General features: G+C 49.9%; 23 protein-coding genes and 3 rRNA genes. 6 read left to right on the forward strand and 20 right to left on the reverse strand.

Going from position 1 to position 26,339, the window contains the following annotated elements; translation table 11 throughout:
- Positions 1-34: 34 nt before the first annotated feature.
- Complete coding sequence (locus MKY86_RS25765) at positions 35-733, forward strand: DUF6710 family protein (protein ID WP_051478692.1); 699 nt, start codon at positions 35-37, stop codon at positions 731-733.
- 74 nt (positions 734-807) lie between these two features.
- Here MKY86_RS25765 and MKY86_RS25770 read toward each other — a convergent pair whose 3' ends face one another.
- On the reverse strand, positions 808-1,779 hold the full coding sequence (locus tag MKY86_RS25770) for a LacI family DNA-binding transcriptional regulator (protein ID WP_076085277.1): 972 nt from the start codon (positions 1,777-1,779) through the stop codon (positions 808-810).
- 139 nt (positions 1,780-1,918) lie between these two features.
- On the opposite strand from MKY86_RS25770, the gene MKY86_RS25775 reads away from it, so the two are divergent.
- The 4 genes from MKY86_RS25775 to MKY86_RS25790 all read left to right on the forward strand — a co-directional run bounded on the left by MKY86_RS25775 (position 1,919) and on the right by MKY86_RS25790 (position 7,435).
- On the forward strand, positions 1,919-3,340 hold the full coding sequence (locus MKY86_RS25775; protein ID WP_076085274.1) for a glycoside hydrolase family 1 protein: 1,422 nt from the start codon (positions 1,919-1,921) through the stop codon (positions 3,338-3,340).
- Positions 3,341-3,833: 493 nt separating this feature from the next.
- Positions 3,834-5,306 carry a hypothetical protein gene (locus MKY86_RS25780; RefSeq protein ID WP_076085271.1) on the forward strand — a complete coding sequence of 491 codons (1,473 nt, stop codon included), beginning with the start codon at positions 3,834-3,836 and terminating at the stop codon, positions 5,304-5,306.
- Positions 5,307-5,321: 15 nt separating this feature from the next.
- Positions 5,322-6,008 carry a response regulator transcription factor gene (locus MKY86_RS25785; protein WP_076085268.1) on the forward strand — a complete coding sequence of 229 codons (687 nt, stop codon included), beginning with the start codon at positions 5,322-5,324 and terminating at the stop codon, positions 6,006-6,008.
- A 2-nt stretch (positions 6,009-6,010) separates the two neighbouring features.
- Positions 6,011-7,435 carry a sensor histidine kinase gene (locus tag MKY86_RS25790; protein ID WP_340827577.1) on the forward strand — a complete coding sequence of 475 codons (1,425 nt, stop codon included), beginning with the start codon at positions 6,011-6,013 and terminating at the stop codon, positions 7,433-7,435.
- Between the two features lie 20 nt (positions 7,436-7,455).
- Here MKY86_RS25790 and MKY86_RS25795 read toward each other — a convergent pair whose 3' ends face one another.
- The 14 genes from MKY86_RS25795 to MKY86_RS25860 form a co-directional block, all read right to left on the reverse strand.
- Complete coding sequence (locus MKY86_RS25795) at positions 7,456-7,929, reverse strand: OsmC family protein (RefSeq protein WP_076085265.1); 474 nt, start codon at positions 7,927-7,929, stop codon at positions 7,456-7,458.
- A gap of 46 nt (positions 7,930-7,975) precedes the next feature.
- Positions 7,976-8,176, reverse strand: a complete 201-nt coding sequence (locus tag MKY86_RS25800) for a hypothetical protein (protein ID WP_340827578.1) — start codon at positions 8,174-8,176, stop codon at positions 7,976-7,978.
- A 64-nt stretch (positions 8,177-8,240) separates the two neighbouring features.
- A complete protein-coding gene (locus MKY86_RS25805) occupies positions 8,241-9,038 on the reverse strand; it encodes a dihydrodipicolinate synthase family protein (RefSeq protein WP_076085262.1) in 798 nt (265 codons plus the stop codon).
- A 108-nt stretch (positions 9,039-9,146) separates the two neighbouring features.
- Positions 9,147-10,238, reverse strand: coding sequence for a hypothetical protein (locus tag MKY86_RS25810; protein WP_083685734.1), 1,092 nt, complete (start codon positions 10,236-10,238; stop codon positions 9,147-9,149).
- A 114-nt stretch (positions 10,239-10,352) separates the two neighbouring features.
- A complete protein-coding gene (locus tag MKY86_RS25815) occupies positions 10,353-11,705 on the reverse strand; it encodes a sensor histidine kinase (protein ID WP_076085256.1) in 1,353 nt (450 codons plus the stop codon).
- A 2-nt stretch (positions 11,706-11,707) separates the two neighbouring features.
- Positions 11,708-12,367 (reverse strand): response regulator transcription factor, encoded by a 660-nt coding sequence (locus tag MKY86_RS25820; protein WP_076085253.1) that lies wholly within the window; start codon positions 12,365-12,367, stop codon positions 11,708-11,710.
- Positions 12,368-12,565: 198 nt separating this feature from the next.
- Entirely contained in the window at positions 12,566-12,895 is a 330-nt protein-coding gene (locus tag MKY86_RS25825) for a hypothetical protein (protein WP_076085250.1), read from the reverse strand.
- On the reverse strand, positions 12,892-13,350 hold the full coding sequence (locus MKY86_RS25830) for a hypothetical protein (protein WP_076085247.1): 459 nt from the start codon (positions 13,348-13,350) through the stop codon (positions 12,892-12,894). Before MKY86_RS25830 ends, MKY86_RS25825 begins: the two co-directional genes overlap by 4 nt.
- A 156-nt stretch (positions 13,351-13,506) precedes the next feature.
- Positions 13,507-13,623, reverse strand: a 5S ribosomal RNA gene (gene rrf, locus MKY86_RS25835).
- A gap of 76 nt (positions 13,624-13,699) precedes the next feature.
- Positions 13,700-16,630 (reverse strand): 23S ribosomal RNA (locus MKY86_RS25840).
- Between the two features lie 251 nt (positions 16,631-16,881).
- Positions 16,882-18,442 (reverse strand): 16S ribosomal RNA (locus MKY86_RS25845).
- The 16S, 23S and 5S rRNA genes sit together here, the layout of an rRNA operon.
- Positions 18,443-18,679: 237 nt before the next feature.
- Complete coding sequence (locus MKY86_RS25850; protein ID WP_076082056.1) at positions 18,680-19,564, reverse strand: hypothetical protein; 885 nt, start codon at positions 19,562-19,564, stop codon at positions 18,680-18,682.
- Between the two features lie 156 nt (positions 19,565-19,720).
- A complete protein-coding gene (locus MKY86_RS25855; protein ID WP_076082054.1) occupies positions 19,721-20,491 on the reverse strand; it encodes a dioxygenase family protein in 771 nt (256 codons plus the stop codon).
- A gap of 6 nt (positions 20,492-20,497) precedes the next feature.
- The gene (locus MKY86_RS25860; RefSeq protein ID WP_076082052.1) at positions 20,498-21,157 is read right to left on the reverse strand and encodes an alpha/beta hydrolase; all 660 of its coding nucleotides are present in this window, start codon (positions 21,155-21,157) and stop codon (positions 20,498-20,500) included.
- A 159-nt stretch (positions 21,158-21,316) separates the two neighbouring features.
- Between MKY86_RS25860 and MKY86_RS25865 the strand changes: the two genes are divergently transcribed.
- Positions 21,317-21,868, forward strand: coding sequence for a helix-turn-helix domain-containing protein (locus MKY86_RS25865; RefSeq protein ID WP_036731166.1), 552 nt, complete (start codon positions 21,317-21,319; stop codon positions 21,866-21,868).
- 50 nt (positions 21,869-21,918) lie between these two features.
- Here MKY86_RS25865 and MKY86_RS25870 read toward each other — a convergent pair whose 3' ends face one another.
- From MKY86_RS25870 to MKY86_RS25885, 5 genes are all read right to left on the reverse strand, one after another.
- Positions 21,919-22,116, reverse strand: a complete 198-nt coding sequence (locus MKY86_RS25870) for a hypothetical protein (protein ID WP_340827579.1) — start codon at positions 22,114-22,116, stop codon at positions 21,919-21,921.
- A complete protein-coding gene (locus MKY86_RS34220; RefSeq protein ID WP_445669912.1) occupies positions 22,080-22,340 on the reverse strand; it encodes a Type 1 glutamine amidotransferase-like domain-containing protein in 261 nt (86 codons plus the stop codon). The genes MKY86_RS25870 and MKY86_RS34220 overlap by 37 nt, the downstream gene beginning before the upstream one ends.
- A 614-nt stretch (positions 22,341-22,954) precedes the next feature.
- Positions 22,955-23,440: a Mov34/MPN/PAD-1 family protein gene (locus MKY86_RS25875; protein ID WP_076082041.1), complete on the reverse strand. Its 486-nt coding sequence runs from the start codon at positions 23,438-23,440 to the stop codon at positions 22,955-22,957.
- On the reverse strand, positions 23,433-25,244 hold the full coding sequence (locus MKY86_RS25880; RefSeq protein ID WP_076082039.1) for a ThiF family adenylyltransferase: 1,812 nt from the start codon (positions 25,242-25,244) through the stop codon (positions 23,433-23,435). Before MKY86_RS25880 ends, MKY86_RS25875 begins: the two co-directional genes overlap by 8 nt.
- Positions 25,237-26,337 carry an SMODS domain-containing nucleotidyltransferase gene (locus MKY86_RS25885; protein ID WP_076082037.1) on the reverse strand — a complete coding sequence of 367 codons (1,101 nt, stop codon included), beginning with the start codon at positions 26,335-26,337 and terminating at the stop codon, positions 25,237-25,239. Before MKY86_RS25885 ends, MKY86_RS25880 begins: the two co-directional genes overlap by 8 nt.
- Positions 26,338-26,339 lie beyond the last annotated feature (2 nt).

A 26,339-nucleotide genomic window follows, 5' to 3' on the forward strand; every position in this document is an offset into this window, starting at 1 on the left:
CACATTATCATATGGTTGAAGGAGCAGCTTTTGCATGACGATGAAACAAGAATTCGATAATCTCATGGCGTTTGCCAAGGATTTAATCAATGAGAATCTCGGCTTTTATTATGATATCAATTATGGTTATTTCCAGCCCGAGACCCACCCGATTGTGGACTTCATCCGGCTGATCGGCAGACGTATTCAGAGCCAGCTCATGCTGATGCCCGCGCTCTACGGGGAGGTCGACCAGATGGAGCGGATGTTCTCGGACAACCTGTTCTTTGATGAATGGGCCGAGGTTACGCTGGATGGACGGAGCTTCCACTTCCTGATGCGGCAGATTGACAACAGCAGCAGAATCATCAACCTGGCACGTGACCTGGTCTTCCCCTCCCCCTGGATTCCCCGCAAGCTGCGCGACAGTCTGATCCGCATCGGTGAAGGTACCCTGAACGGAAGCTGGCGGCAGGATAAGGATCATCAGGTTACCCTCTGGCTCCCTCTTGGCATCTCCTTCGTGGAAGGCTCAGGGCATCATTCCATAACGGCGGGGATCGCCAAGGGCGAAGGGGAGCTCTACCCCACCTCGGTGTATGACATCAGCCTCATCTATGATCACGTGTATACCGACGGCAGATATTACTACAGAACGCATGACCATTCGATTATCTCCGAGGTTCATTTCGTGGAATGCGCCGCTATCTTTGAGATCGGCCGGATCATGGCGGCGCAGAAGATTATTTTCTGAGGGACGACAAACCATAATTTCCCAAACAGCAAAGAAGCCGCGAACCCGCCCAAATCGGACGGTTCACGGCTTCTTTAAGTAGTCGCTCTCGGCACGAGCTGGAACCCCAGCGGCTCCTGCTCCGCCTCTTCCCCCTTCAGCTTGCCGAGAATCAGATGCAGCGCATTCTGCGCCTGTGCGCCAATCGGATTATTAATTGAGGTGATCCCCAGCGTATGGGCCAGCTCCGTATTGTCGAATCCAACAATCGCCAGCTCCTCCGGCACCTTCACCTTAAGCCTGCGGGCCTCGCTCAGTATCCCTGCCGCTACCATATCATTGGCGCAGAGGATGGCATTCGGAGGCCCGCCAGGAATCAGCAGCAGCCTGCGGATCAGCTCCTCACCCTGCCGGATGGAAAAGATCCCTGTCTGCGACCATTCCTGGTTCACCTCCAGATGATATTTGCGGGCAGCATCCTGGTACGCCTGTATCCGCCCGGAGGTATTCATACTGGCTGGCCGGCCCCAAGCATTGGCAATCCGCGTATACCCCCGTCTGATCACATGCTCAAGTCCCAGCATGTACCCGTCATATTGATTCATGGCGACACTCTGAATCTCGGGAAGCTCCATCCGCTGCCAGGAGACAATTGGCCCGTATTTGCAGTAAGAGCCCAGGAGCGCCTGATCGTTAACGCAGGTGCTGATGACAAGCGCATCGACTCTTTTGCGCCGCATATCCTCGAAGGCTTGCAGCTCTTTGGCCGGATCACCCCCGGAGGTATAGATAATCGTCTGATATCCGTGCCGGCTCGCAGTCTCCACGAAGCTGTTCAGAAAAGGCAGCATTACCTCGTTAATCCCCTCCGTTACCATCCCGATCTGCATCGTCTCTCCTGTGGACAAGGAGATGGCATTGCCATTGGGCACATAGTCCAGCTCTTCCATGATCTTCAGGATGATCTCCCGCGTTGCCTGGCTCACATGGGGAGAACGATTCAGCACCCTCGATACTGTAGCTTTGGAGAATCCCGACAGTTTAGCGATTTGATCCAGATTCGACATGATGGCTCTCCTTACATAATTTTTCATCTTTATAATAATACTTGACATGTAACGCGTTACAACATTTAGCATTGAATTATAGGACCTATGAACAGCTTACCATATCTGAATCCATAACTAATAGAAGGCGGGATTAACTATGAACACTCCATTTCCTGAAGACTTCCTGTGGGGCGGCGCAGTCGCTGCGAACCAATTGGAAGGCGCATACAACGAAGACGGCAAAGGCCTGTCCACTCAAGACGTAGCTCCGCAAGGAATCAGGGGCCCTATCACCGAGGTGCCTACCGAGGATAATATGAAGCTGGTCGGCATCGACTTTTACCACCGGTACAAAGAAGATGTTAAGCTTTTTGCCGAAATGGGCTTCAAAGTCTTCCGTACCTCCATCGCCTGGTCGCGAATCTTCCCGAACGGTGATGAGCTGGAGCCTAACGAGCAAGGCCTGCAATTCTATGATGACCTGTTTGATGAATGTCACAAATACGGCATTGAGCCGCTGGTGACCCTCTCCCACTACGAAACTCCGCTGCACTTGTCCAAGCAGTATGACGGCTGGGTGAACCGGCAACTAGTCGGCTTCTATGAACGGTATGCCAGAACGGTATTCACCCGCTACAAGGATAAAGTGAAGTACTGGCTGACCTTCAACGAGATTAACTCCATCCTGCACGAACCGTTTATGAGCGGCGGGATCTATACACCGAAGGACAAGCTGAGCAAGCAGGATCTGTATCAGGCGATTCATCATGAGCTGGTAGCCAGTGCTACTGCGGTCAAAATTGGACATGAGATCAACCCCCAGGCCCAGATCGGCTGTATGATCCTCAGCATGCCAACCTATCCGCTGACACCTAACCCGGATGATGTGATTGCAGCGATGAAGTCGGAGCATATGAATTACTTCTTCGGAGATGTGCATGCGAGAGGCGTGTACCCTGGCTATATGAAACGTTACTTCAGAGAGCACGGCATTGAGATTCACATGGAGCCTGGCGATGCGGACATTCTCAAGCATACCGTTGACTTTATCTCGTTCAGCTATTATGTGAGCATCTGCGAGACCGGAGACAGCAGCAAACGTACCCAGGAAGGCAACCTGATCGGGGGCGCACCTAATCCATACCTGAAGGCTTCCGAATGGGGCTGGCAGATTGACCCGCAGGGTCTGCGCTATGTGCTGAATATGTTCTATGACCGTTACCAGAAGCCGCTATTTATTGTGGAAAATGGACTCGGAGCCAAGGATGAGCTGATCACCGGCGAAGACGGCGTGCCAACCGTCAATGACGACTACCGGATTGAGTACCTGAATGACCATCTGGTGCAGGTGGGCGAAGCCATCGAGGACGGCGTTGAAGTCATGGGCTACACCTCTTGGGGCTGTATTGACCTGGTCAGTGCGTCAACCGCTGAACTAAGTAAACGCTACGGCTTCATCTATGTAGACCGCCACGACGACAATACCGGAACCCTGGAGCGCTACCGCAAGAAATCCTTCCACTGGTATAAGGATGTTATTGCTACCAATGGACAAAGCCTGCGGCGCTCAGGCCAATAGAATAGCCAGACAATACAGGTTGTCCCGAAAAGCCATAAAAAGGCTGATTGGGACAGCCTTTTTTTCTTAGGGAAAGATAACATCTTGCGTTCTTCATGCGCCCAACCGGGTTGGACTGTAAGAATGGTAGCGACAGCGGCCCATTCAGCCGGTCTTGCCTGCCCCTCCCCCGATAACTGAAGATATCAATTTCAGTTGAATGTACTTAACACAAAAAGCGGGAAGGAGCGGAGGGGAAATTTGGAACTGTAGGAGCGATAGCGACCGCCTTTATGTTTGGATTTCTACCGCGCCCAGCGGGTTCAATCAGGAAATCCAAACATAACAGCGGCCGGAAGTCCAAATGTTCACCGCAGCGACGAGTTTAAGCTTTTCGTTCCTACCGTCCCCCTATTTTTAATATCTTCAGTCAGCTCCTTTACCATTTTGAAACTAATTGCCCGAAAGGTTAGGATATACTAGCCACAGATGAATCCTAAGGAGCGTAACTGCAATGAACAAATATACCTTCGGCCTCAGCAGCCTCTTATTCTTAAGCCTGATTGCCTCCGGCTGTGGTACCATGAAGACGCCAAGCGATCTGCTTCAAGCCCCGGCACAGGGGAATAGCGACGGCAATCTTACCGGAATCGTCAAATCCTTTCTACCGGCCAACGCGCATTTAACGGTTCCCATCCACTCGGAATCCGGCAGTGCGATTCAATTACAGGATCTGGACAAGGACGGGCAGGAGGAGCTTCTGGCCTTCTACAAGACAGAGAAAACCGATTACGAGATCAATACCCTCCTCCTCTCACAGCAGAACGGCAAGTGGACCAAGCTGGCTAATCTTACCGGGGTAGGCAGCGAATTGAATGAAGTGTCCTTCACAGATGTTACCGGTGACGGAGCGGAGGAGCTGCTGCTCGGATACGGCGGCGGGGAGGGCTTAAGCAAAGAGCTGGCGGTCTACAGCCTAAGCGGCGGCAAGCTGACCGAGCTGCTTAAGCAGCCTTACGACCAGTTGGTCCTTGGCGACCTGACCGGAAGCGGGCATACCGACATTGCCTTGCTTCAGAGTACCTACACCACAGATAACATCCGTGAGACCCATCTCCTGTTGCTCCGGCTCAAGGACGGTACGCTGCAGACCTTATCTGACCAGAAGCTGGATGGTAATGTCATCGAAGCCCAGTTCGGCAAGGCGTCCCCTACCCGGGACGCAATCGTCATCGATGCCGCCATTGGCGCACATGCTTCCTATACTTCACTGCTAACTTGGGAAAAAGACAGGTTTACTGATATACTGGCTACAGATGATTATCAGCGTACTGCGCTCGCTGCAAGCAAGGATCTGGTGCTATCTCCGCCAGCCGTCTCTCCTGACCTGCTTGGCAGCAGCAGTATTGCAATTAAGGACTACCCGCAGTCCAGCCTGGATGTGAATAATGACGGGATCTTGGAATTCGGCTTCCTGGTGCCGCCAGCCGGTACGGAGAGCATGGCTCCCTTGGCGACCCCATTCATCACCAAATATTATCAGTGGGACGGACAGACCGGCCTGACCTTCGTGCAGGAGCAGTTCGACCGTTGGGGCTTCAACTTCCGTATTCCCAAGTCCTGGGCGGGCCAGACCCTGCTGGAGGTTCCGGGAGAATCACCCCAGCCCTGGGAGAAGCTCCAGTTCAGCTACAAGAATGCCGGGTCTGCTGTGAAGGCTCCGCTGCTGGAGCTTCGCCTGCTGACGAAGAAGGCCTGGGCTGCCGCAGAGGTCCAGCTGAAGGCTGAGAATAGAGAGTATAAGCTGCTGTATGAGCAGGGGAACTCTAACAATGACACGGAGCCTACCCTATTCGTTGCCGTAATGCCCGCAGCGGATGCCGCCGGCAAGCTGCAGGGGGCCGATCTGCAGAATTATAATCAGCTGAAGCTGACACTGGATGAAGTCGTTCAGCTGGCCGGCACACCCCAGAAGCCCCGGCAATAAGAAGGAGAGCTGTTCATGAAAGTGCTGATACTGGAAGATGAGAAGCCTATCCGTGATCTGCTGTGTATCAACCTTAAGCGGGCAGGCTTCGAGATCGCGGAGGCTTCTACTGGTGAAGAGGCGCTGCGCATTGCAAGAGAGCAGAGGGATTTTGACATCGCGATTCTCGACCTGATGCTGCCCGGACTCAGCGGGTTCGAGGTGTGCACCCTTCTGCGGACACACTTCCCCCGGCTGGGAATCATTATGCTCACCGCCAAAAGCCAGGAAATCGACAAGGTCATGGGCCTGGAATCCGGCGCAGATGACTATGTGGTCAAGCCCTTCAGTCCGGTGGAGCTGGTCGCCCGGGTGCGCTCTCTCTACCGCAGGATGTATCCGGGAGAAGCGCTGCCGCAGGAGAATCTCATCGAGCTTCCGCCTTTTACCCTAATGCTGGATGAACGGAAATTATTGAAGGACGGGCAGGATATCCCGCTGACCCCTACCGAGTTTATGATCGTTAAGCTGCTGATGGAACAGCCGAACAAGGCCATGAACCGAGATGATATTCTGACAGCCGTATGGGGGCAGTACTTCATGGGGGATCTTAAAATTGTAGATGTGAATATCAGCCGAATCCGCCAGAAGATCGGACAGGAGTCCTCCGGGCCGCAGTTCCTCGAGACCGTGTGGGGATTCGGATATATTTGGAGGGGCTAATTGTGCTGAAGGGAATCAGGTCCAGACTTATCGTCTATATTACCCTTGTGCTGCTCCTGATCGTGCTGCTGCTGGAGGGAGTGTTCATCGCTGCTGTCCACTATTATTATCTGGGCAGTGCGATGGAGACATTGAATACAAGGGCCACGACTTCAGCGACCTTTTTCAATAAGTATCTGGAGAGTTATAGCTTGAATGAGCGGGCGCGTTATATTCTGGAGAATCTCTCCCCTGAGGAGAGCAGTAAGGTGGAAGTGCTGAGTCCAGCCGGGCATGTGGTCATTAATTCCTTCGGCTTCTCCAGTACAGAGCAGGTGAGTACCCCTGATGTGAGAGCAGCCCTGGCCAGCGGCAAAGGAAGCTTTCAGAGCATCAAGCCAGTGAACGGGGAACGAATTATGGCAGTCTCTATCGCGCTGAAGGAGTCGGGGAGCACAATCGGCTTGCTGCGGTACTCGGTCTCGGCAGAGCCTTTATATCATGTTATTATCCGGATCGCACTCAATGCAGCCGTCATCGGGCTACTCGTCATTGGATTCGGCTTCATGCTCAGCCTGATTATCGCCAAACGGATCGTAGGGCCGATCCAGCAGCTGACCGGGGTCGCCAAGGAAATGGCCACCGGTAATTTTGCCGTCCGGGCAGCGAGGCGCTATGACGATGAAGTCGGCACCCTTGCGGTAACACTGAATTATATGTCGGAGGAAATTCTCAAGAGCGAGAAGCTCAAATATGATTTCATCTCCTCCGTCACCCATGAGCTGCGGACTCCGCTTACCTCCATCAAAGGCTGGGGGGAAACGCTGCTGGTCGGTGATTTATCAGATAGGCAGGAGATCCTGCAGGGGCTTGAGGTCATGACCGGGGAGACAGACCGGCTGATCGGCCTGGTGGAGGATCTGCTCGACTTCTCCAAATTTCAGGCCGGAGAGATCCGCATTGTGCGCCAGCCATATGATCTCAGAGGCCTGCTGGAGGATCTGCTGCTGCAGTTCAGATACCGGGGGCAGACGAAGCAGATCCGCCTCTACGCCGACCTTCCCGATCAGCCGCTGCCGGTGGACGGTGATTTTAACCGGTTGAAGCAGGTGTTTGTCAATTTGCTGGATAATGCGTTCAAGTTCACCCCTGCGGAGGGTGAAATCCGCCTTACCGCAGTGCTCGAAGGCGAACGGATAATCGTCACCGTGGCTGACAACGGCGAAGGCATCGAGGCCGCGGATCTGACGCAGCTTGGCACCAAATTCTTCAAAGGCCGCTCCCGTCAGTCCGGCAGCGGCCTGGGCCTCGCCATCTGCAAAGAAATTATCGAGCTGCATGACGGGCGTCTGCGGATCGAGAGTGAGTTCACCAAAGGAACCTCGGTAATTGTTGAGCTGCCGCGCTACGAGGTGGAGCAGCATTTTGCATCACCAGTGCAGCTCTAGCTCTGTATCCCCCTGTGCTTCTATAACTCTACCCGGGCTTGTCCGCTCCCGTGCGCGATTTCCACAACTGGCTTAGTCTCTATAGAGACGTTACCGGCCACGGCTCTGGAGATCATACAGGAGGCTTCAGCCTTATGTGCCAGCCGCTCTGCCATCTTTAGCTGCGCCGGTGTCGCACCAGCCTGGAGCACAATGCTAGGCTTGTGCACGATCTTTTCGTACGTGAACACATTATTCGTGACATCTACTGTCGCTTCAGACGCCAGGGTCAGCGCCTCTGGAACAATCTCCGAACGCTCCAGCATTGCGGCCAGAGTAATCAGGTAACAGGTCGCTGCTGCACCCAGCAGCATCTCATCCGGGTTCGTGCCGGTTCCCGGACCGCCCATCTCCTGCGGTATCGATATAACCGTCCGCAGTCCGCCCGCATCAATATGCCCTTCGCTGTTCCGCCCTCCATTCCATACCGCCTTCAGGTGAAAAGGATGCTTCATCTCACTCCGTCCTTTCTTTTCTGCTTAGCTGATTTTACAGCCATCTCTACACTTCTACTGCAACTATAGTAATCAGAATACTATGATCGGCGATCGGCTGCACAATAATGGTTCCTATCGAGATCATCGCGATCGTCGTAGGAATGGTCATTTGCGAGATAGATTTCCGCCCGGCAAGCCGCAGCACCAGCATCCCGACAATGATTAGCACCAGCGCCTTCCAGATTTCGCTCCAGATTTCATGCATCGCTCCGTCTCCTTTTGATAGTAGATAGGCTAGCTTTTGTCTTACAGGAGGCGAATATGCATATCTAGAGAATCGGAGCCCGGCACACGCCCGCCGGAATCCCCAACCGGTTGTAATGCTGTTTGATGTTGACAAGCGCATGGCCGCTGAACACCTGCGCCACTATGTCCTCCAAAGGTCCAGCCTCCACCTGCTCCTTCCGCAGCAGACGCTCCACCGCGCTCTTGATCTCCAAGGGGTACAGATTTCCGGCCACACTGGAGAGACCATTGCAAGGGCCTGCGGCGAAATTCTCCACAAGCCTCATATCCCCTGCTGCAAAAAGAATGAACCCCTCCGGATACTCCACTCCCACATGCCGCTGCAAATCGCCTGTTTCCTTATACCCTACAATGTTCGGATAGCGGCGGATTAATGATTCCAGCGACTCCGGCGCCAGATCGAATCCGGTCCGGCCGGGATTATTATACAGCGCTACCGCCTTGCTCGTATGGCTAAGCAACTCCTCCACATAAGCAACCGCCTGTTGCTGCGTAGGCCGGATGTATGGCGGGAAGCCAATCATAATGGCATCGATTACCGATGTCTCCAGCGCCTGAACCAGCGTTACCGCATCCCGGGTTCTGACAGCAGAAGCCCCGAAGACCAGCTCTATCCCTTGGAAGCGCTGCTGATTGAAGTACTCAATGATCTCCATTCTCTCTCCGATACTCAGCGAATGCTGCTCGCCAGTGCTTCCCGAAATCAGCAGGGATTCGATCCCGTTCTGCTGCTGGTAAGCCACGATAGGCGCAAATCCGTCTGTATTCAGACCCTCATCCCCATGAAAAGGCGTTGGAATCGCCACATTTAATCTTTTCATCCCCTCACCCCTTCCTTTCTTCTCTCTAATGTAACAAAAAATCCCGATGAATCAAGAGAGACTTGATCATCAGGATAAATTCAGTTCTATAGCAACACGGCTTCCCGCTTACTTAGCCTTACCGGCAGGCTCATAGATCAGACAACGCAGTTGCTTACCCGGATAGCGGAATTCCGCATTATATTTGCTGCCATCTTCCAGTAATACATCCACGGCCACCATCCCGCGTTTATTGTTAACCTCAGTGTCCGTCAGATACGCCTTCACTATCTTTCTTTTCTCTCCCTGCTTGTCCTTTACAATCCGGGTAGCTTCCTTTACCCAGCTGTCATCCTTCTTCATGGCAGTCGCAGCTGCCGCGTCGATAGGGGTTCTTTTCATCACAGAGTTAAAAGCTGTCGTATCTACCACCACCCCGGTGTCAGGATCGATCTGCACACTATATTGCCAGTATTCCTGACCTTGTCCAAGCAGAGTAAGCGACTTATATGGTTCAGAGTGAACCGACCAAAATGAGGGTATGCCATAACCCGGTTCCACCAGCATAACATTTGTTTTCAGCTTGGAGATATCGGCATCGAACAGCTTGCGCACACTTTCAGCCGCCCGTGCCTGTACTTCAGCCTTGCTGAATTTCTCCGGTACGGCCACGACAGGAGCAGTTATATTACGTTTGGATGCCACAAGATTAACCCGGTAGTACCAGTCAATCATTTGCAGCAGCTCTTCATCTGTCCAGGTGCGCTCCGGTTGATAATACGTATTGGTCTTTATATCGAAATACACTTCTCCCTGCCCCGCCTGTAGCGGCAACGGTTTCTGTGGCCGCACACCATCATAGACATACTGATCTTCCAGTACCAGGCGACGATTGATCTCCGCTTCGGTCATTTCCCGGCCTGAAGTGTTCGGATCGCCCGGTAGCTCCATATAGTCGTAGATTTGCTGGATCTGCTCCTCTGTCATCTGCTTCAGCAGCAGATCATCATTCACGGTAGATACCGGCACGGGTGCCTCGACCTTCAGCACAGGAACAGCACTTCCTGCCGGACTTGCCTTAGCACTGACCGGAGTTGCTGTACTGTACTTTGCGATGACTGCTGAGTTCTCCAGACTGGGGACAAGGAGTCCGCTGAATGCGAACATACCGCCTGAGCATAGGACAACTGCCATAGTAACAGACCACTTTTTCTTGTTCAATTGTATTACCTCCATCGGGATTCAGGATATTAACTCTATCCATAGCTTAATCCCGGGATATTATAGAATAGAGGAGCAGTTGTTATGGAGTTGTAAAATAGCCTCCACAAACCATTATAAATTATCTTTTAAAAAAAGGCGGATGCACGTTCCCTCCCCGGGGACAGATTGCAGCTCAACTCTGCCCTGATGCGCTTCGGCAATCTGGCGGCATAGAGAGAGACCAAGACCTGCGTTGCCATAGGCCCGTGAACGCGATTGGTCTGCACGGTAGAACGGCTCAAATACCCGCCTGCTCTGCTCTTCTGTCATTCCGCTCCCGCTGTCCTGTACTTCAAGTACCCCTTCTCCGTCCTGCTGATAGGCCAGCAAGCGGATTGTGCTGCCTGGCGGGGACGCAGGAATGGCATTCTCAATCAGATTCACCAGAAAAGAGGCCAGAAGATCCGCATCTCCCCATACGGCAGGAATGGTGCTATACAGCTCCAGCAGTAATAAGTTATCTGTTACCCTCTGCTGCTCGATCTGGGCCACTGTGTCGAATAGCGAAGCCACGTCTACCTCATCCAACATCAGCGGCTGATGCCGCAGAACGGACAGATCCAGCAGCTTGAAGGCCAGATTCTTCAGCCGCACAGTCTCACTGAGAATATAGCGGCCCGCTTTGACCTGATCGTCCTGATCTATGTTAGCTGTGGTTAGCAGCTCCGCAAATCCCTGCATACTGGTTAGCGGTGTCCGCAGCTCATGGGCTAGATTATCGACCATCCGCTGTTTATCCTCAGCCATGCCTGCGAGATCGCTCATCCGCTGCTCTATCACAGTAGCCATCTTGTTAAAGTTGAAGGCCAGCTCCCCGAATTCATCCCTGCTGTTCAGCTCCACACGATTGGAATAGTCGCCTTCGGCAATCGTCTTCGTCGTCTCGGATAACAGCTTGAGCGGCTTGGTCAGATGCCGGATCAGAAGGTAGAGCAGTACCACAAGAAGCGGCCCTACAATCCAGTTAATCATCACAAAAAAACGGTTCAGCTCCTGCTGCTGGGCATACAGACCGCTAATATCGCGGTTATAGGCCAGCTCCAGATGCTGATAGGGAGCCGGGAGCGGCATCGCTAACGTCATGATATGCTCCTCCTGCACAGCGCGCTGTTCTTTCTCACCAGGATAGAGCAGCAGTCCATCATCCCGCAGCTCCAGCTCTATCCCCTGCTTACGGTAGTGTTCTCCATAGGACTTAGCCACACTGACCAGCAGTGCCGGGGTAAGAGAGACGCCTCTTGCCCGAATGGAATCCAGATTCTCATAGATATTATTCGTAATTAGCAGCTGTTCGCTGGCCGCACGTTTGCTCTCACTGGCCATGTTCAGCTGCCAGCTTTTTTTCATTACCATCACGACACTTACATCAAGTGCCGCTATAAACAGCACCAGGACAGCAAGGAGAATCTTATGCCAGAACCGCATGGCTAGACCTGAACTTCCAGCCGGTAGCCCAGCTTGAACACGGTTTTGATCCGTTCTTCCCAGCCCAGCTTTTTGCGCAGCTGCCGGATATGTACATCCACAGTACGGGTATCACCCGCATAATCATAACCCCATGCCAGCTCCAGCAGCTTCTCTCTGGAAAGAGCAATATTCCGGTTACGGATCAGCACTTCAAGCAGCTCGAATTCTCTGGCCGTCAGATCCACCAGCAGCTGATCCACCCACACCTGACGCTCCGTGAACCGGACTTCAACCCCATCGCATACAAAAGCAGAGGCGGCCTGTTCATTCCTCCGCAGCACGACATTAATCCGGGCCAGCAGCTCCAGAATCTCAAAGGGCTTAATAATATAATCATCCGCACCCAGCTCGAAGCCCCTGATCCGGTCAGAGAGTGCACCCCGGGCCGTAATCAGAATCACCGGAATCCGTAGTGGCGCAATCTGCTCCATCACCCCGAACCCGTCCAGACCGGGAAGCATGACATCCAGCAAGACCAGATCCGCACGCTCCTTCTCCAGCATGTCCGCTACCTCCGAGCCGCTATAGGCTTTGGCATACGTATGTCCCACCAGCTTAAGATTCATCGTTATTAAATCATTAATCGCCTGTTCATCCTCAACAACAAGTATATGAGCCATCTGTCGAATATCCTCCTAACTCTGTAGCCACAGAATACCCTTTCATAGGTAACCTAATCTTAATCATACCAGATTCCAAAGCATCCATAACCTATAAGCCGAACCTGACCTTACACAACCGCCTGCCAAAAAATCCTGACAAATCAAGAACTGCTTGATCGTCAGGACTAGTTTGTTCATTGAACATAAGCTTCCCGCTTATTTCCCCTTATCGGCAGGCTCATAAATGAGGCAACGCAACATCATACTCGGATAGCGGAATTCCGCATTATATTTGCTGCCGTCTTCTAATAACACATCTACCGCAACCATTCCGCGCTTATTGTTCACCTCGGTATCAGTCAGATATGCCTTTACGATTTTCCTATGCTCACCTTGCTTATTCTTAATTATCCGTTTAGCTTCCTCGATCCAGCGCTGATCCTTCTGGAGAGTGGCAGCCGCAGCTCCGTCAATAGGCGTTCTTATCGCGCCCGCATTAATAGCTGTCGTATCCACTAACACTCCGGTTTCTGTATCGATAATCACATGGTAATTCCATACCTCCTGTCCTTGTCCCCGCATGGTCCGCTCCTTGTAGGGAGAGAAATACACCCACCATTGGGAAGGAAAGCCAAATTCCGCTTTATGCAGACTAGTACCAATTGGCGCTTAGTCTCCGATTCTGTGAGCTCACGGCTGCTATCCCCTTGGGGCTCAAGTCCTCTGTCTAGGAAGCCATCAATTTGCTGAATTTGCTCCTGGGTCATATTCTTCCGCAGATAATCCTCCACGGTGGATACCGGCACGGGAGCCTCAACTTTCAATACAGGAACCGCACTCTCCGTCAGAGGTAGTCTGACATCCTTCTGTGGTGCTGCTGTGCTGTCCTTGGCGACAACGGCAGAGTTCACTAAGTTCGGGACGACAACAGCACTGATGGCGAATAACCCTCCAGCACATAACAGGACTGCTATAGAAGCAGACCACTTCTTCTTATTCAACGGGATAACCTCCACAGGAGTGTAGTATTTTCTCTACCATTACCCTACTCTCAACATGTTATAAAGTAGAGTGACAGTTGTTATAGAGTTGTAAAATGAGAGCCTCGTCCGGAATACAAAAAGACCACTGTTGATTTCTCAACAGTGGCCATGTGTGCTTGGCAACGTCCTACTCTCCCAGGACCCTTCGGTCCAAGTACCATCGGCGCTGGAGGGCTTAACGGTCGTGTTCGGGATGGGTACGTGTGGAACCCCTCCGCTATCGCCACCAAACGGGCATTTACAGCGTAAATGCTTCAGGAATTGATTCCTGAAAACTGAATCCGAAACGAATCTGCGCATTAGAAATTTGGATAAGCCCTCGACCGATTAGTATTGGTCAGCTCCATGCATTGCTGCACTTCCACCTCCAACCTATCTACCTCGTCGTCTTCAAGGGGTCTTACATACTGGGAAATCTCATCTTGAGGGGGGCTTCACGCTTAGATGCTTTCAGCGCTTATCCCGTCCGTACGTAGCTACTCAGCCATGCTCCTGGCGGAACAACTGATGCACCAGCGGTACGTCCATCCCGGTCCTCTCGTACTAAGGACAGCTCCTCTCAAATTTCCTGCGCCCACGACAGATAGGGACCGAACTGTCTCACGACGTTCTGAACCCAGCTCGCGTACCGCTTTAATGGGCGAACAGCCCAACCCTTGGGACCTACTTCAGCCCCAGGATGCGATGAGCCGACATCGAGGTGCCAAACCTCCCCGTCGATGTGGACTCTTGGGGGAGATAAGCCTGTTATCCCCAGGGTAGCTTTTATCCGTTGAGCGATGGCCCTTCCATGCGGTACCACCGGATCACTAAGTCCGACTTTCGTCCCTGCTCGACTTGTAGGTCTCGCAGTCAAGCTCCCTTATGCCTTTGCACTCTGCGAATGATTTCCAACCATTCTGAGGGAACCTTTGAACGCCTCCGTTACTCTTTAGGAGGCGACCGCCCCAGTCAAACTGCCCGCCTGACACGGTCCCCGTACCCGCTAAGGGCACTAGGTTAGAACCTAGATACGATCAGGGTGGTATCCCAACGGCGCCTCCGCAGAAGCTTGCGCTCCTGCCTCCACGGCTCCCACCTATCCTGTACAGATCGTACCCAAATTCAATATCAAGCTGCAGTAAAGCTCCATGGGGTCTTTCCGTCTTGTCGCGGGTAACCTGCATCTTCACAGGTATTAAAATTTCACCGGATCTCTCGTTGAGACAGCGCCCAAGTCGTTACGCCATTCGTGCGGGTCAGAATTTACCTGACAAGGAATTTCGCTACCTTAGGACCGTTATAGTTACGGCCGCCGTTTACTGGGGCTTCGGTTCACAGCTTCGGGTTTAACCCCTAACCGCTCCCCTTAACCTTCCAGCACCGGGCAGGCGTCAGCCCGTATACTTCGCCTTACGGCTTCGCACAGACCTGTGTTTTTGCTAAACAGTCGCTTGGGCCTTTTCACTGCGGCCCCCTCGGGCTATTCACCCTACCGAGGCACCCCTTCTCCCGAAGTTACGGGGTCATTTTGCCGAGTTCCTTAACGAGAGTTCTTCCGCGCGCCTTAGAATTCTCTTCTCGCCTACCTGTGTCGGTTTGCGGTACGGGCACCTTCTCCTGGCTAGAGGCTTTTCTTGGCAGTGTGAGATCATGACCTTCGCTACTATAATTTTCGCTCCCCATCACAGCCCAGCCTTAACGGTATGCGGATTTGCCTACACACCAGCCTCACTGCTTAGACGGACATATCCATCAGTCCGCGTCACTACCCTCCTGCGTCACCCCATCGCTCATAGCGGATTACGGTGGTACAGTAATTTCAAACTGTTGTCCTTCGACTACGCCTGTCGGCCTCGCCTTAGGTCCCGACTTACCCTGAGCGGACGAGCCTTCCTCAGGAAACCTTGGGCTTTCGGCGGATCAGATTCTCACTGATCTTTTCGTTACTCATACCGGCATTCTCACTTGTATGCTGTCCAGCGCTCCTTACGGTACACCTTCAACCTACATACAACGCTCCCCTACCCCAGATACAAAGTATCTAGCCATAGCTTCGGTGGTGTGTTTAGCCCCGTTACATTTTCGGCGCAGAGTCACTCGACCAGTGAGCTATTACGCACTCTTTCAATGGTGGCTGCTTCTAAGCCAACATCCTGGTTGTCTGTGCAACTCCACATCCTTTCCCACTTAACACACACTTGGGGACCTTAGCTGATGGTCTGGGCTGTTTCCCTTTTGACAATGGATCTTAGCACTCACTGTCTGACTCCCGGCAAGAAGTAAATGGCATTCGGAGTTTGACTGAGCTTGGTAACCCTTGCGGGCCCCGCACCCAATCAGTGCTCTACCTCCACCACTCCATTCACCGAGGCTAGCCCTAAAGCTATTTCGGGGAGAACCAGCTATCTCCGAGTTCGATTGGAATTTCTCCGCTACCCCCACCTCATCCCCGCATTTTTCAACATGCGTGGGTTCGGGCCTCCAGTGCGTGTTACCGCACCTTCACCCTGGACAGGGGTAGATCACACGGTTTCGGGTCTACGTCCACATACTTAGTCGCCCTATTCAGACTCGCTTTCGCTGCGGCTCCGGCTTCTCACCTTAACCTTGCATGTTAAACGTAACTCGCCGGTTCATTCTACAAAAGGCACGCCATCACCCATAAAGAGGGCTCTGACTTTTTGTAAGCACACGGTTTCAGGTTCTATTTCACTCCCCTTCCGGGGTGCTTTTCACCTTTCCCTCACGGTACTGTTTCACTATCGGTCGCCAGGTAGTATTTAGCCTTAGCAGATGGTCCTGCTGGATTCATACGGGGTTTCACGTGCCCCGCACTACTCGGGATCCGTCTCGGAGAGAACACAGTTTAGGCTACAGGGCTTTTACCTCTATCGCGGGCCTTTCCAGACCTCTTCACCTACCATATTCCTTTGTAACTCCATGTGAGACGTCCCACAACCCCAAGAGGCAAGCCCCTTGGTTTAGGCTGTTCCGCGTTCGCTCGCCGCTACTGACGGAATCACTATTGTTTTCTCTTCCTCAGGGTACTTAGATGTTTCAGTTCCCCTGGTCTGCCTCTACATTTCCTATGTATTCAGAAATGAGTAACTGCGAATTACCACAGCTGGGTTTCCCCATTCGGACACCCCCGGATCAAAGCTTGCTTACAGCTCCCCGAGGCAGTTTCGTTGTTCGCCACGTCCTTCGTCGGCTCCTGGCGCCTAGGCATCCTCCGTGTGCTCTTAGTAGCTTAACCAATGTGTTTTCCCTAAGGAAAATCACGGTAGCAACTAATAACTATTTCCACTTGCTTACACAAGTTTCAGCTAAAAGATGTTCTAAAACGCAAATTCATTTCGGTATCCAGTTTTCAAGGATCAAGTTTCTTACTTGAGAGCTTAAACTCTCAAAACTGACCAACGAGTGAGTATTCGAACCCGAAGGTTCTATTGTGGAAGCTAAGCTTCCGATTTGAATGTCTTCATTGCAGAAGACGATTCTCCATAGAAAGGAGGTGATCCAGCCGCACCTTCCGATACGGCTACCTTGTTACGACTTCACCCCAATCATCTACCCCACCTTCGGCGGCTGGCTCCCTTGCGGGTTACCCCACCGACTTCGGGTGTTGTAAACTCTCGTGGTGTGACGGGCGGTGTGTACAAGACCCGGGAACGTATTCACCGCGGCATGCTGATCCGCGATTACTAGCAATTCCGACTTCATGCAGGCGAGTTGCAGCCTGCAATCCGAACTGAGACCGGCTTTGCTGGGATTGGCTCCACCTCGCGGCTTCGCTTCCCGTTGTACCGGCCATTGTAGTACGTGTGTAGCCCAGGTCATAAGGGGCATGATGATTTGACGTCATCCCCACCTTCCTCCGGTTTGTCACCGGCAGTCACTCTAGAGTGCCCAGCTCAACCTGCTGGCAACTAAAGTCAAGGGTTGCGCTCGTTGCGGGACTTAACCCAACATCTCACGACACGAGCTGACGACAACCATGCACCACCTGTCTCAACTTTCCCCGAAGGGCACCTGATGCATCTCTGCTTCGTTAGTTGGATGTCAAGACCTGGTAAGGTTCTTCGCGTTGCTTCGAATTAAACCACATACTCCACTGCTTGTGCGGGTCCCCGTCAATTCCTTTGAGTTTCAGTCTTGCGACCGTACTCCCCAGGCGGAGTGCTTACTGTGTTAACTTCGGCACCAAGGGTATCGAAACCCCTAACACCTAGCACTCATCGTTTACGGCGTGGACTACCAGGGTATCTAATCCTGTTTGCTCCCCACGCTTTCGCGCCTCAGCGTCAGTTACAGCCCAGAAAGTCGCCTTCGCCACTGGTGTTCCTCCACATATCTACGCATTTCACCGCTACACGTGGAATTCCACTTTCCTCTTCTGTACTCAAGTCACCCAGTTTCCAGTGCGACCTCAGGTTGAGCCCAAGGTTTAAACACCAGACTTAAATAACCGCCTGCGCGCGCTTTACGCCCAATAATTCCGGACAACGCTTGCCCCCTACGTATTACCGCGGCTGCTGGCACGTAGTTAGCCGGGGCTTTCTTCTCAGGTACCGTCACTCCGGTAGCAGTTACTCTACCGGACGTTCTTCCCTGGCAACAGAGCTTTACGATCCGAAAACCTTCATCACTCACGCGGCATTGCTCCGTCAGGCTTGCGCCCATTGCGGAAGATTCCCTACTGCTGCCTCCCGTAGGAGTCTGGGCCGTGTCTCAGTCCCAGTGTGGCCGTTCACCCTCTCAGGTCGGCTACGCATCGTCGCCTTGGTGGGCCGTTACCCCACCAACTAGCTAATGCGCCGCAGGCCCATCCCCAAGCAGCAGATTGCTCCGCCTTTCATTCTTCTCTCAGGAGAAAAAAGAAATTATCCGGTATTAGCTACCGTTTCCGGTAGTTATCCCAGGCTTGAGGGCAGGTTGCCTACGTGTTACTCACCCGTCCGCCGCTAAGTTTGAAAGGAAGCAAGCTTCCTTTCAAACTCCGCTCGACTTGCATGTATTAGGCATGCCGCCAGCGTTCGTCCTGAGCCAGGATCAAACTCTCCAAATTGGTATTTAGAAAGAGCGATTGCTCATTTTGAAACATCTGACGAGAATTTACATTCTCACGATGAATTTCTAAAGCGTACAAGACGCTGTGAAACTCATCACTGTTTGGATCTCACCGAAGTGATTTCCGATACTCACTCGTTGTTCAGTTTTCAAAGATCAAGCTCGTTGTTAGCGCCGCTCACCACGTCACCAGCAACTTTTATAATATAACATGGATCAAACAACTATGCAACTATTATTTCAAAAGTTCTTGCTGAAGCAATACCATCAGCTCTTCCGCAGTATCCCAAACCAGAGGACGTATCTCCTGAAGATGGATCCTTAATGTATCTGCCTCATCGCTTCTGACCGTCCAGATTACCGGAATGTTCAGCCCAAGCGCATAGCCCGCTGCCAGATACACCTCAGATGACTGGCCTGTGAGGTCCGCAATAACCAGCTTGCTGTCCGCCACAGGCTCCAACGAATTCGCAGCTTCGTTCTTGCTGGCAAGCAAACGGGGGAAATAGCCCAACTGCTCGATTTTGGCCCACAGCTTGTCCTGCCACTCCGCCTGCAGCTTCTCATCATCCGGCAGAAGAACGGTGCATTGCTGTAAGGTCCGGCCTCCTGAGGTAGCCACGGCTTCCTCCCACCCCAGGGAGGTCAATGTGAAGTTCATACCTTCCCGGACTAACAGATTCTCACCTTGCAGCCTGTCAATAATATAGACCAGCTCCTGCAGATTGGGAGAGTATGTCAGATTGTAGCTGCGGGACAGGGGATGAATCACTACGGGCTCCCCGGGGCCACTACAATGCCTATACAGATACTGCAACAGCCGGTCCCCTTTATCCTCAGCCGTTACCGGAATACCCGGGGCATTCACAATATCCTCCAGATCGCTGAACGCAAGGATCACCTTCTCGCCACAATCCGTCTTTTCACGGATATAACCTGAGATCAGATGCAGCATGTCCCGCTTCTGCTGGAACGAGAGCGCAAGAATTGATTCATAGCTGTCTCTAAGCAGGCCGTAGCTTCCGCCAGGAGAGCAGGAGCAGTCGATATACTCATCGTACTCACTCTCTGCTGTAATGCGGACAATCTGATCGCAGAATGCACAATGTTTCTTTTGCATAATTATCACCTCTTCAGAATAGCAGTCCCCCTACCTTACCAAGAATGTATTGAAAAGTGGACCGGAAATTCCTTCCTCCCCGACAGCTTGACATGCCTGATTTCGGAATTATGCCAAGGAGATTGCCGAAGCGGAGCATGCGGAGTTCACCACATTTTAATTAAACTGCCAGCAGCTCAAGCTTAGATTGCCATACTGATAACTCCGGTGAAGCAGCTGCGCATTACGCCCCGGGTCTCCCGCTCCCATAGCGATGAACAGCGGAATAAAGTGCTCACTCGTTGGGACCGCCATCTCCGCATAAGGAGCAAGCTCCTCGTATTGGAACAGCGCTTCTGTATCCCATGCTTCCACCTTCTCCTGAATCCAGTGATCGAACTGCTCGGCCCACCCGTTGACCTCATCCGAATTCCAGTTCAACCTCCGCAAATTATGAACGGTTCCCCCGCTCGCGATGATAAGCACATCCTGTTCACGCAGCGCCGCCAGCGCCTTGCCGATCTCATACTGCTGGGCATTAGACAGATCACGATTCACAGACATCGCCACAACCGGAATATCCGCCTCCGGATAGAGCAGCTTCAGCACAGCCCATGCGCCGTGGTCGAGTCCTCTTTGTTCATCCCTGACATTCTTCACACCACCCGCAGTCAAAAGCTTCTGAATCTGCTCCGCGAGAGCCGGATCGCCATGTGCGGGATACGTCATCTGGTACAGCTCGTCCTGAAATCCGCCAAAGTCATAAATGGTATCGTACGTTGCCGCCGCGCCCACTGACTGCACGGTTTCCTCCCAATGCGCTGAGAAGAGAACGATGGCTTTCGGTTTGGGCATATGGTCCTTGAACTCTTTTAACAGCTTGGTGTAGGCATTATCTTCAAGAACGATAGATGGAGCTCCGTGTGCAAAAAAATAGGAAGGCATCATAGTCAATCACTCCTTATTAATGGTTAATCCGGCATCCTGCTTGAGCCATTGCAAGAAATCACGCTGGTTCTCTTCAGTTACGCCATGGTCGGACGGATAGAGTCTGAAGGTCAACCGTTCGGTTTGCCCCTTCAGATAGGCGGCAGTCTCATGTCCAATGCTCACCGGGAACACCGAATCGTATTCACCATGCGAAGCGAAGACAGACACGTTCTTAACGCTACGGAGCTTATACTCCATTTTCACAAATTCAGGAATATATCCATTCAGTGCGACAATCCCCTTGAACTGCTCCCCCATTGTAAGCGCAAGCGTCATGGACAGAATGGCCCCTTGGCTGAAGCCGAGCAAATAACGTTTGTCCGGATCGACCGGATACTGCTGCGTTGCATAGTGAATGAAAGCCTCAAGATCGCCGACAGCTTGGTCAAACATCCCGCGGATGGGGTTGCCCAGGCTTTTCAAATCATAATATTGATACCCCGTACCCAGCGGCAAATTCCCGCGAACTCCGATAATAATAAACTCATCAGCCAGCGGCGCCACCAGACCAAACATATTGCGCTCATTAGAGCCTTTGCCGTGAAAAGTAAAGATCACCGGGTATTTCCTGCCCTGCTCAAGCCCATCCGGTAAGTGAATATCATATGAATACTTAGGGTCCATCTTATTTTCCTCCATACTGAAGATCCTCGCTTGAATATTAGTTATAATAATATATTTTCTATATAAGTAATTTATCGCAGCACACATTGACTTGTCAATAATAAAATTGTTAATATGAAAATAAGTTTAGTATTACAAATATTACGAAGGTGTGATCCCATGGATATCGGCGCTACAATACGGGCAATCCGTAAGCGTAAAAATATCACCATCGCGCAAATATGCGACACTACCGGCCTCTCCCAGGGCTTCATGAGCCAGGTCGAAACCAATAAGACATCACCTTCCATTGCTACACTGGAGAATATCGCCCAGGCTCTGAAGGTGCCGCTTGCTTATTTGCTGCTAAAAAAAGAAGAGCGCATGCAGATTGTCCGCAAGGATGAACGGAGAATCACCACCAGCGGCGCAGCTGAGCTAAAAGTCGAACACCTCAGCTCCACCCAGAACGTACGCATGTCGATCGTCGAGTTCCCTCCCGGTGCCATGATTGGGGATGCCCCCCATGCGCATGAAGGACAGGAGGTCCATGTCGTCATTAAAGGGACCATCTATGCGCAGCAAGGGGAAGACGGAGCTGAATTTACCGAGGGTGATTCCTTTAGCTGGAATGCCTGCACCCCCCATTCCGTCAAAAATACCGGGGAAGACACCGCGATTGTGCTAATCTCCATCTACACTGAAAACGAAAACAGACAAGATGTCCTCTAAACAATCAAAAGCCCGTACTCTGGCCTGATAGGCAGAGTACGGGCTTTTATTCACATATTCACTATCTCATTATATTCAGCATGCTCCTCAATCTCCGTCACGATCATCTGCTGATTGATCTCTTGTATCTTATAGGCCTTGGCCTGTTCTCTGGAGGAGATCACTTTATACCCATCATCTTTATAAATAATGGCGCAGTGATTCTCAATAGCTATGCCTGTTGTATCCATCCCCTTAACCATTTCCAAGAAATCTGCCTCGCGGTTGTCTTCATTATAATGAGGACAGTCCGGTCACCATATACTAATTGAAAAGAGTCACAATACCCTTCCGCATCCATGCTGGCTGTAGGAATGAACAGCGCTTTGGGATTCTTTTTGTTCGTTAGATCTACAATCGTTTGATCGATGGCCAAAGTCTCCAATTCGCTAATCTCTCCTCCGCCAATCGCCACAATAATCCCCATATTCATCACTCCTAATTATAATATTGAAGCAGAAAAAGAATACAAAAAAGCCCCGGATGCATTACGTCTTATTCAGACACACCGGGACTGACTCTGTTGTGAAAGCTATTGTGAGTTGTAATTCATCTTGTCACTAAAAAGGCCTGTTTTCAGTGATTCTGTAACGTAATTTTGGCATGATTTGTAACGACCTTCGTCATAAGTCGTTATTTGCTGTAACAACGATTGACACAGTATAGTAGGCTAGAAGCTCCTGACCATTAACCAAAAATTCGGGACTTACATTTAACAAAGCATCGTTTGAATAATGTTTGTTCTATTTTCGCAAAAAAAAGATGTATATTACCCCTTTTTCATTTGAATATTTCCAAAAAATTTTTTAGAAGCTTTTTTATAGTTTGTCTGATGCATGTTTCATTGCATTATTCAATTGTTCAATCTCTTTGTTACTCATTTTTATCGCCGCCTCGAGTTTAGTTACCATGTATTAACCGATTCAGCAGCTAAAAAGGCTTGTTATTTTGTTAATTGGGGTCTAAATAGCTAAAAAGAGCAATACGACGTTTATTTTGAGTATTGCTGAAATTTCAAACGAATATTTGATCTATACATCATAAACCCTAACGATCTTCCATTAGTTCGATCCAACCATGCTTATTTGAAAAAATCGAGCATGATATATGCCATTTCTCATTAGGATCTCCTCCTAGAATTAATAAAATGGGTTCTGGGCAGTTATAGTTATTACCGTTTGATATTTTTCTCATCTGTTTACGATCAACCAAACTTGGATTTGGAGATGCCTTCGGATGGAAATGCCATTCCCCTAAATAAAACAGACCCTTTTCCCAAAAATCAGAAAGTAGAGATTCTAAATTATGGGTTCCTCTGTAAAATTCATGTGTTCGATGTTTAGAGTCCTGAGGTGGACCAGAAATATACATTATTCTTGCAGAAAGAGCATTTTCAGAGTATTCGCCGACTAAAATCCCCCCGGTTTCCAATGGCATTTTAGCACGGCAAAAATTCAGCATTTGATTAATTAATTCGTTCTCTAATAAAACAGTGTAGGCAAAATCATTGTGATAATATATTTTATCAGTCATGCCATTCCTCCTTATGCACTAGTTTGACGCCACTAAACAAGCCTTCTTCGAAAATTTGCTCATAGATTAGCAAAGTGGGATTATTAGCTGGATTAAGAATATATTTCTCAATACCTTTTATGACAACAGCAGACATTAACCATACGTCATCTATCCTAGCAGGAAAAACAGGATGCCAACATCCAATACCATCTCTGGGCAGGTCATCTTCTCTATAACCGTCTCTTTCTTTCTCAATCCAAGGGCTAAGCATCTTGAAAAAGGTATCTGGAGAAAATTGATTTGTCTTATGCGTATAGAAAAACAACCTTTTGGCAGCATAACCTAAGGAGACAGAAATGAATACTTTTGGATATGTTAAGGGTAGCATCTGCAATTTATATATGACGTCATCTTCCCCGCTACAATCTAGAATGACTCTATAGTTGGTGTAATCTAACTGTTCAGAAGGGAAATGTGCGGCATATCCCCTCACTTTACTATGGGGAACAGAAGTATTCAGTTTTTTTGATAGTGCCAACGCTTTATTTTTATTTAGGGAATTCATATCAAGAGTATGCCTCACGAGGTTCCCTGCCTCGAGTAAATCATAATCAACGATATGCAATTTTTGTAGGTCTGCTCTAACTAATTGCTCAGCAATCATCGATCCTAATGAACCAGCTCCAATTTGTAAAACAGCTGATTGTGTTATTCCAGAATCCATCCGCCCTCTATTCAATATTTCATTTCTGTTCCAGTTTTCTGAAAAGGTCCAACTAACTTTCTCATGTTTACGGAAAATAACCGTTCGATCTCTTTGCCAATAACCTAATTCATCTTTTCGGAAGCCTTTAGCGAATAACTTTCCATGTGAGAGTATAGGTAATTTTATTCCTTGCCAATTCATCACCATAGCATTTTCTCCAACATATTCGGGAATGGGAAAACCCAAGGTAATATAATGGTGTTTTCCGTCGCGCAACAGGTGCGCAGCATCTTTGATAATGTCTATTAAGTTTATACCTTGTATCAGCAAAGTTTTTTGAAGCTCTTCCCACGTATGTGGAACTTGCCAAGGCGCGATAACTGGGGCCTCATATAGCTTTATCCAGATACCGATTGTAGTTTGGTCATCCAAGTCAGAAATCAACGTTCCCCATTTGGGTTGATAATAACTTTTATTTTGTACCAAGTATTCTTTTGAAAGCCAAATGTTTGATTCGCTATTCATTTTCGAAAATTTTACAACCCCGTATGTTTTTTTTAACTCTAGCCAGTTCCATAGAGTTGTTGGACTTTCTGAAAATACAATTGTCTCATTAGATTCCTTCGGAAATGAAGGCAATTCATATGGATCTCCTATAGAGGTTAACTCTTGGGCTGAGGCAAACTTAATCCAATCGATAGCTCTGGTAAAGTGCCATAATAATCGATCTACGTTTTGGGGTTCAGTGTTAATTGCATTCCTTCCAAGCACGCTAACAGATGCATCAAGACAGAGTTTACCTTTCCTCCAAGGTCTATCGTCATTGTAATATCCATTGTGATTTTGATGAGGAAAGGTAGCCTCAATCCCACCATTAATGGCTGGATAAAAACTTATTTCACCAAGCGGATATTCAGGTGAAATGAGAACATACCACATAGTCGTCTTAGTAATATGTGCATTTTTAATTACGTCCAAATAGATAGAGCAAAAAAGGACCCATTTTGAAGTTCGTGGGTCCCAACTCAAATCTTCACACAGTTCTACTTCCTGAAAACCTTCAAGCGCTCTTCTACCTTGCAATAATAAAGCATTTGGTTCTTCTTGATTAAGCAAACCTTCCACCACCAGGAGTAGTCTTTTCAATTCGAGAAGAGAAGCCATTACTACTGCTATTTGTACTTGTATCTGCGGGGGGAGAAGGGAATTTACTCCCAAAGAGTTCGATCCACTTATTTGCACTTTCCTTCACGGTTACAGCATCAAGTGCTTGTCTTGCTATAGTAGCCGCAGTCTGTACCTTTTTATAAAAGGTGTCATACTCTTCATCTGTGATTCTTGCAAAAACATCATGCTCTGGGACACCGTGATCGGCTAAGAAAGGTTTCGTAGGGTGATTTGATACTATGGCTTCCAATGCGAAGGTTACCCCTTCAGCAACAGAAGTGATATGATCGGGGCATGTTTGTCCAATTAGATGTTCCAAAGGATAGCTTTTAGGATGATTTCCAGGATCATTTACACGTTTCCACCATTTTAATGCTTTTACCACATTTATATAATGACCGTTACATGAGGCATTCTTATTCCAGGTCCAACGAATTTGTTCGAGTGGGTGGGTTTCCTTCCATTCTTCAACGCTTCGGTCTGGAATGTGCAGTGGTGAGGTTTTCCATTCTGGTTCATTATTTGCAAACGCTAAGAATCCCCGCACTTCACTGTTATATTGGTAAGCAGAATATGATTTTACGATTGCTTCTAATTCCTCAATCGTGGAGTTTGTTTCAACACTTTCAGTCTCCAGAATCCCTTCTTCAGCCTCTGAAGGTGCCGAAGTGATTACAACATCGAGATCGACATAGCTCAGTTCAATACCGATTGATCGTCCTTGATAACGATATTTTCCTTTGTAGTATTTTTCCATAAAGGGTTCAAAAACTTTCATCGCTTCATCCGGTGTGTAGTCATCTTTGACTAATTTAGTAACCACAATCACATCTACGTCAGAACGTTGATCGCTCTTAGGTTTCACTGCTGTCGATCTTCTATAACTCCCTTGCAGGAACGTACTTACAATAATTTTTGAAAGAGTATCGTCTCCTTCTAATCGTTCCCGTAACGTTTTGTGACCTTTAATAAGATCATCAACTTGATTTTTTGTCAGACGAATGTTACTCAGAAAATCATTGAAATAGGTTGTTAGCTTCATTT

Origin of the sequence: Paenibacillus sp. FSL R7-0333, from assembly GCF_038000365.1 — a bacterium.
GTDB classification, from domain to species: Bacteria; Bacillota; Bacilli; order Paenibacillales; family Paenibacillaceae; genus Paenibacillus_AQ; species Paenibacillus_AQ silagei.

What these genes read in the sequence shown, in the direction of transcription:
- MKY86_RS25860 (WP_076082052.1), bottom strand. Translation starts at nt 21,157, where the DNA reads ATGGACCCTAAGTATTCATATGATATTCACTTACCGGATGGGCTTGAG.
- MKY86_RS25770 (WP_076085277.1), bottom strand. Translation starts at nt 1,779, where the DNA reads ATGTCGAATCTGGATCAAATCGCTAAACTGTCGGGATTCTCCAAAGCT.
- MKY86_RS25775 (WP_076085274.1), top strand. Translation starts at nt 1,919, where the DNA reads ATGAACACTCCATTTCCTGAAGACTTCCTGTGGGGCGGCGCAGTCGCT.
- MKY86_RS25885 (WP_076082037.1), bottom strand. Translation starts at nt 26,337, where the DNA reads ATGAAGCTAACAACCTATTTCAATGATTTTCTGAGTAACATTCGTCTG.
- MKY86_RS25765 (WP_051478692.1), top strand. Translation starts at nt 35, where the DNA reads ATGACGATGAAACAAGAATTCGATAATCTCATGGCGTTTGCCAAGGAT.
- MKY86_RS25850 (WP_076082056.1), bottom strand. Translation starts at nt 19,564, where the DNA reads ATGCAAAAGAAACATTGTGCATTCTGCGATCAGATTGTCCGCATTACA.
- MKY86_RS25800 (WP_340827578.1), bottom strand. Translation starts at nt 8,176, where the DNA reads ATGCATGAAATCTGGAGCGAAATCTGGAAGGCGCTGGTGCTAATCATT.
- MKY86_RS25865 (WP_036731166.1), top strand. Translation starts at nt 21,317, where the DNA reads ATGGATATCGGCGCTACAATACGGGCAATCCGTAAGCGTAAAAATATC.
- MKY86_RS25805 (WP_076085262.1), bottom strand. Translation starts at nt 9,038, where the DNA reads ATGAAAAGATTAAATGTGGCGATTCCAACGCCTTTTCATGGGGATGAG.
- MKY86_RS25815 (WP_076085256.1), bottom strand. Translation starts at nt 11,705, where the DNA reads ATGCGGTTCTGGCATAAGATTCTCCTTGCTGTCCTGGTGCTGTTTATA.
- MKY86_RS25820 (WP_076085253.1), bottom strand. Translation starts at nt 12,367, where the DNA reads ATGGCTCATATACTTGTTGTTGAGGATGAACAGGCGATTAATGATTTA.
- MKY86_RS25785 (WP_076085268.1), top strand. Translation starts at nt 5,322, where the DNA reads ATGAAAGTGCTGATACTGGAAGATGAGAAGCCTATCCGTGATCTGCTG.
- MKY86_RS25795 (WP_076085265.1), bottom strand. Translation starts at nt 7,929, where the DNA reads ATGAAGCATCCTTTTCACCTGAAGGCGGTATGGAATGGAGGGCGGAAC.
- MKY86_RS34220 (WP_445669912.1), bottom strand. Translation starts at nt 22,340, where the DNA reads ATGAATATGGGGATTATTGTGGCGATTGGCGGAGGAGAGATTAGCGAA.
- MKY86_RS25780 (WP_076085271.1), top strand. Translation starts at nt 3,834, where the DNA reads ATGAACAAATATACCTTCGGCCTCAGCAGCCTCTTATTCTTAAGCCTG.
- MKY86_RS25855 (WP_076082054.1), bottom strand. Translation starts at nt 20,491, where the DNA reads ATGATGCCTTCCTATTTTTTTGCACACGGAGCTCCATCTATCGTTCTT.
- MKY86_RS25875 (WP_076082041.1), bottom strand. Translation starts at nt 23,440, where the DNA reads ATGACTGATAAAATATATTATCACAATGATTTTGCCTACACTGTTTTA.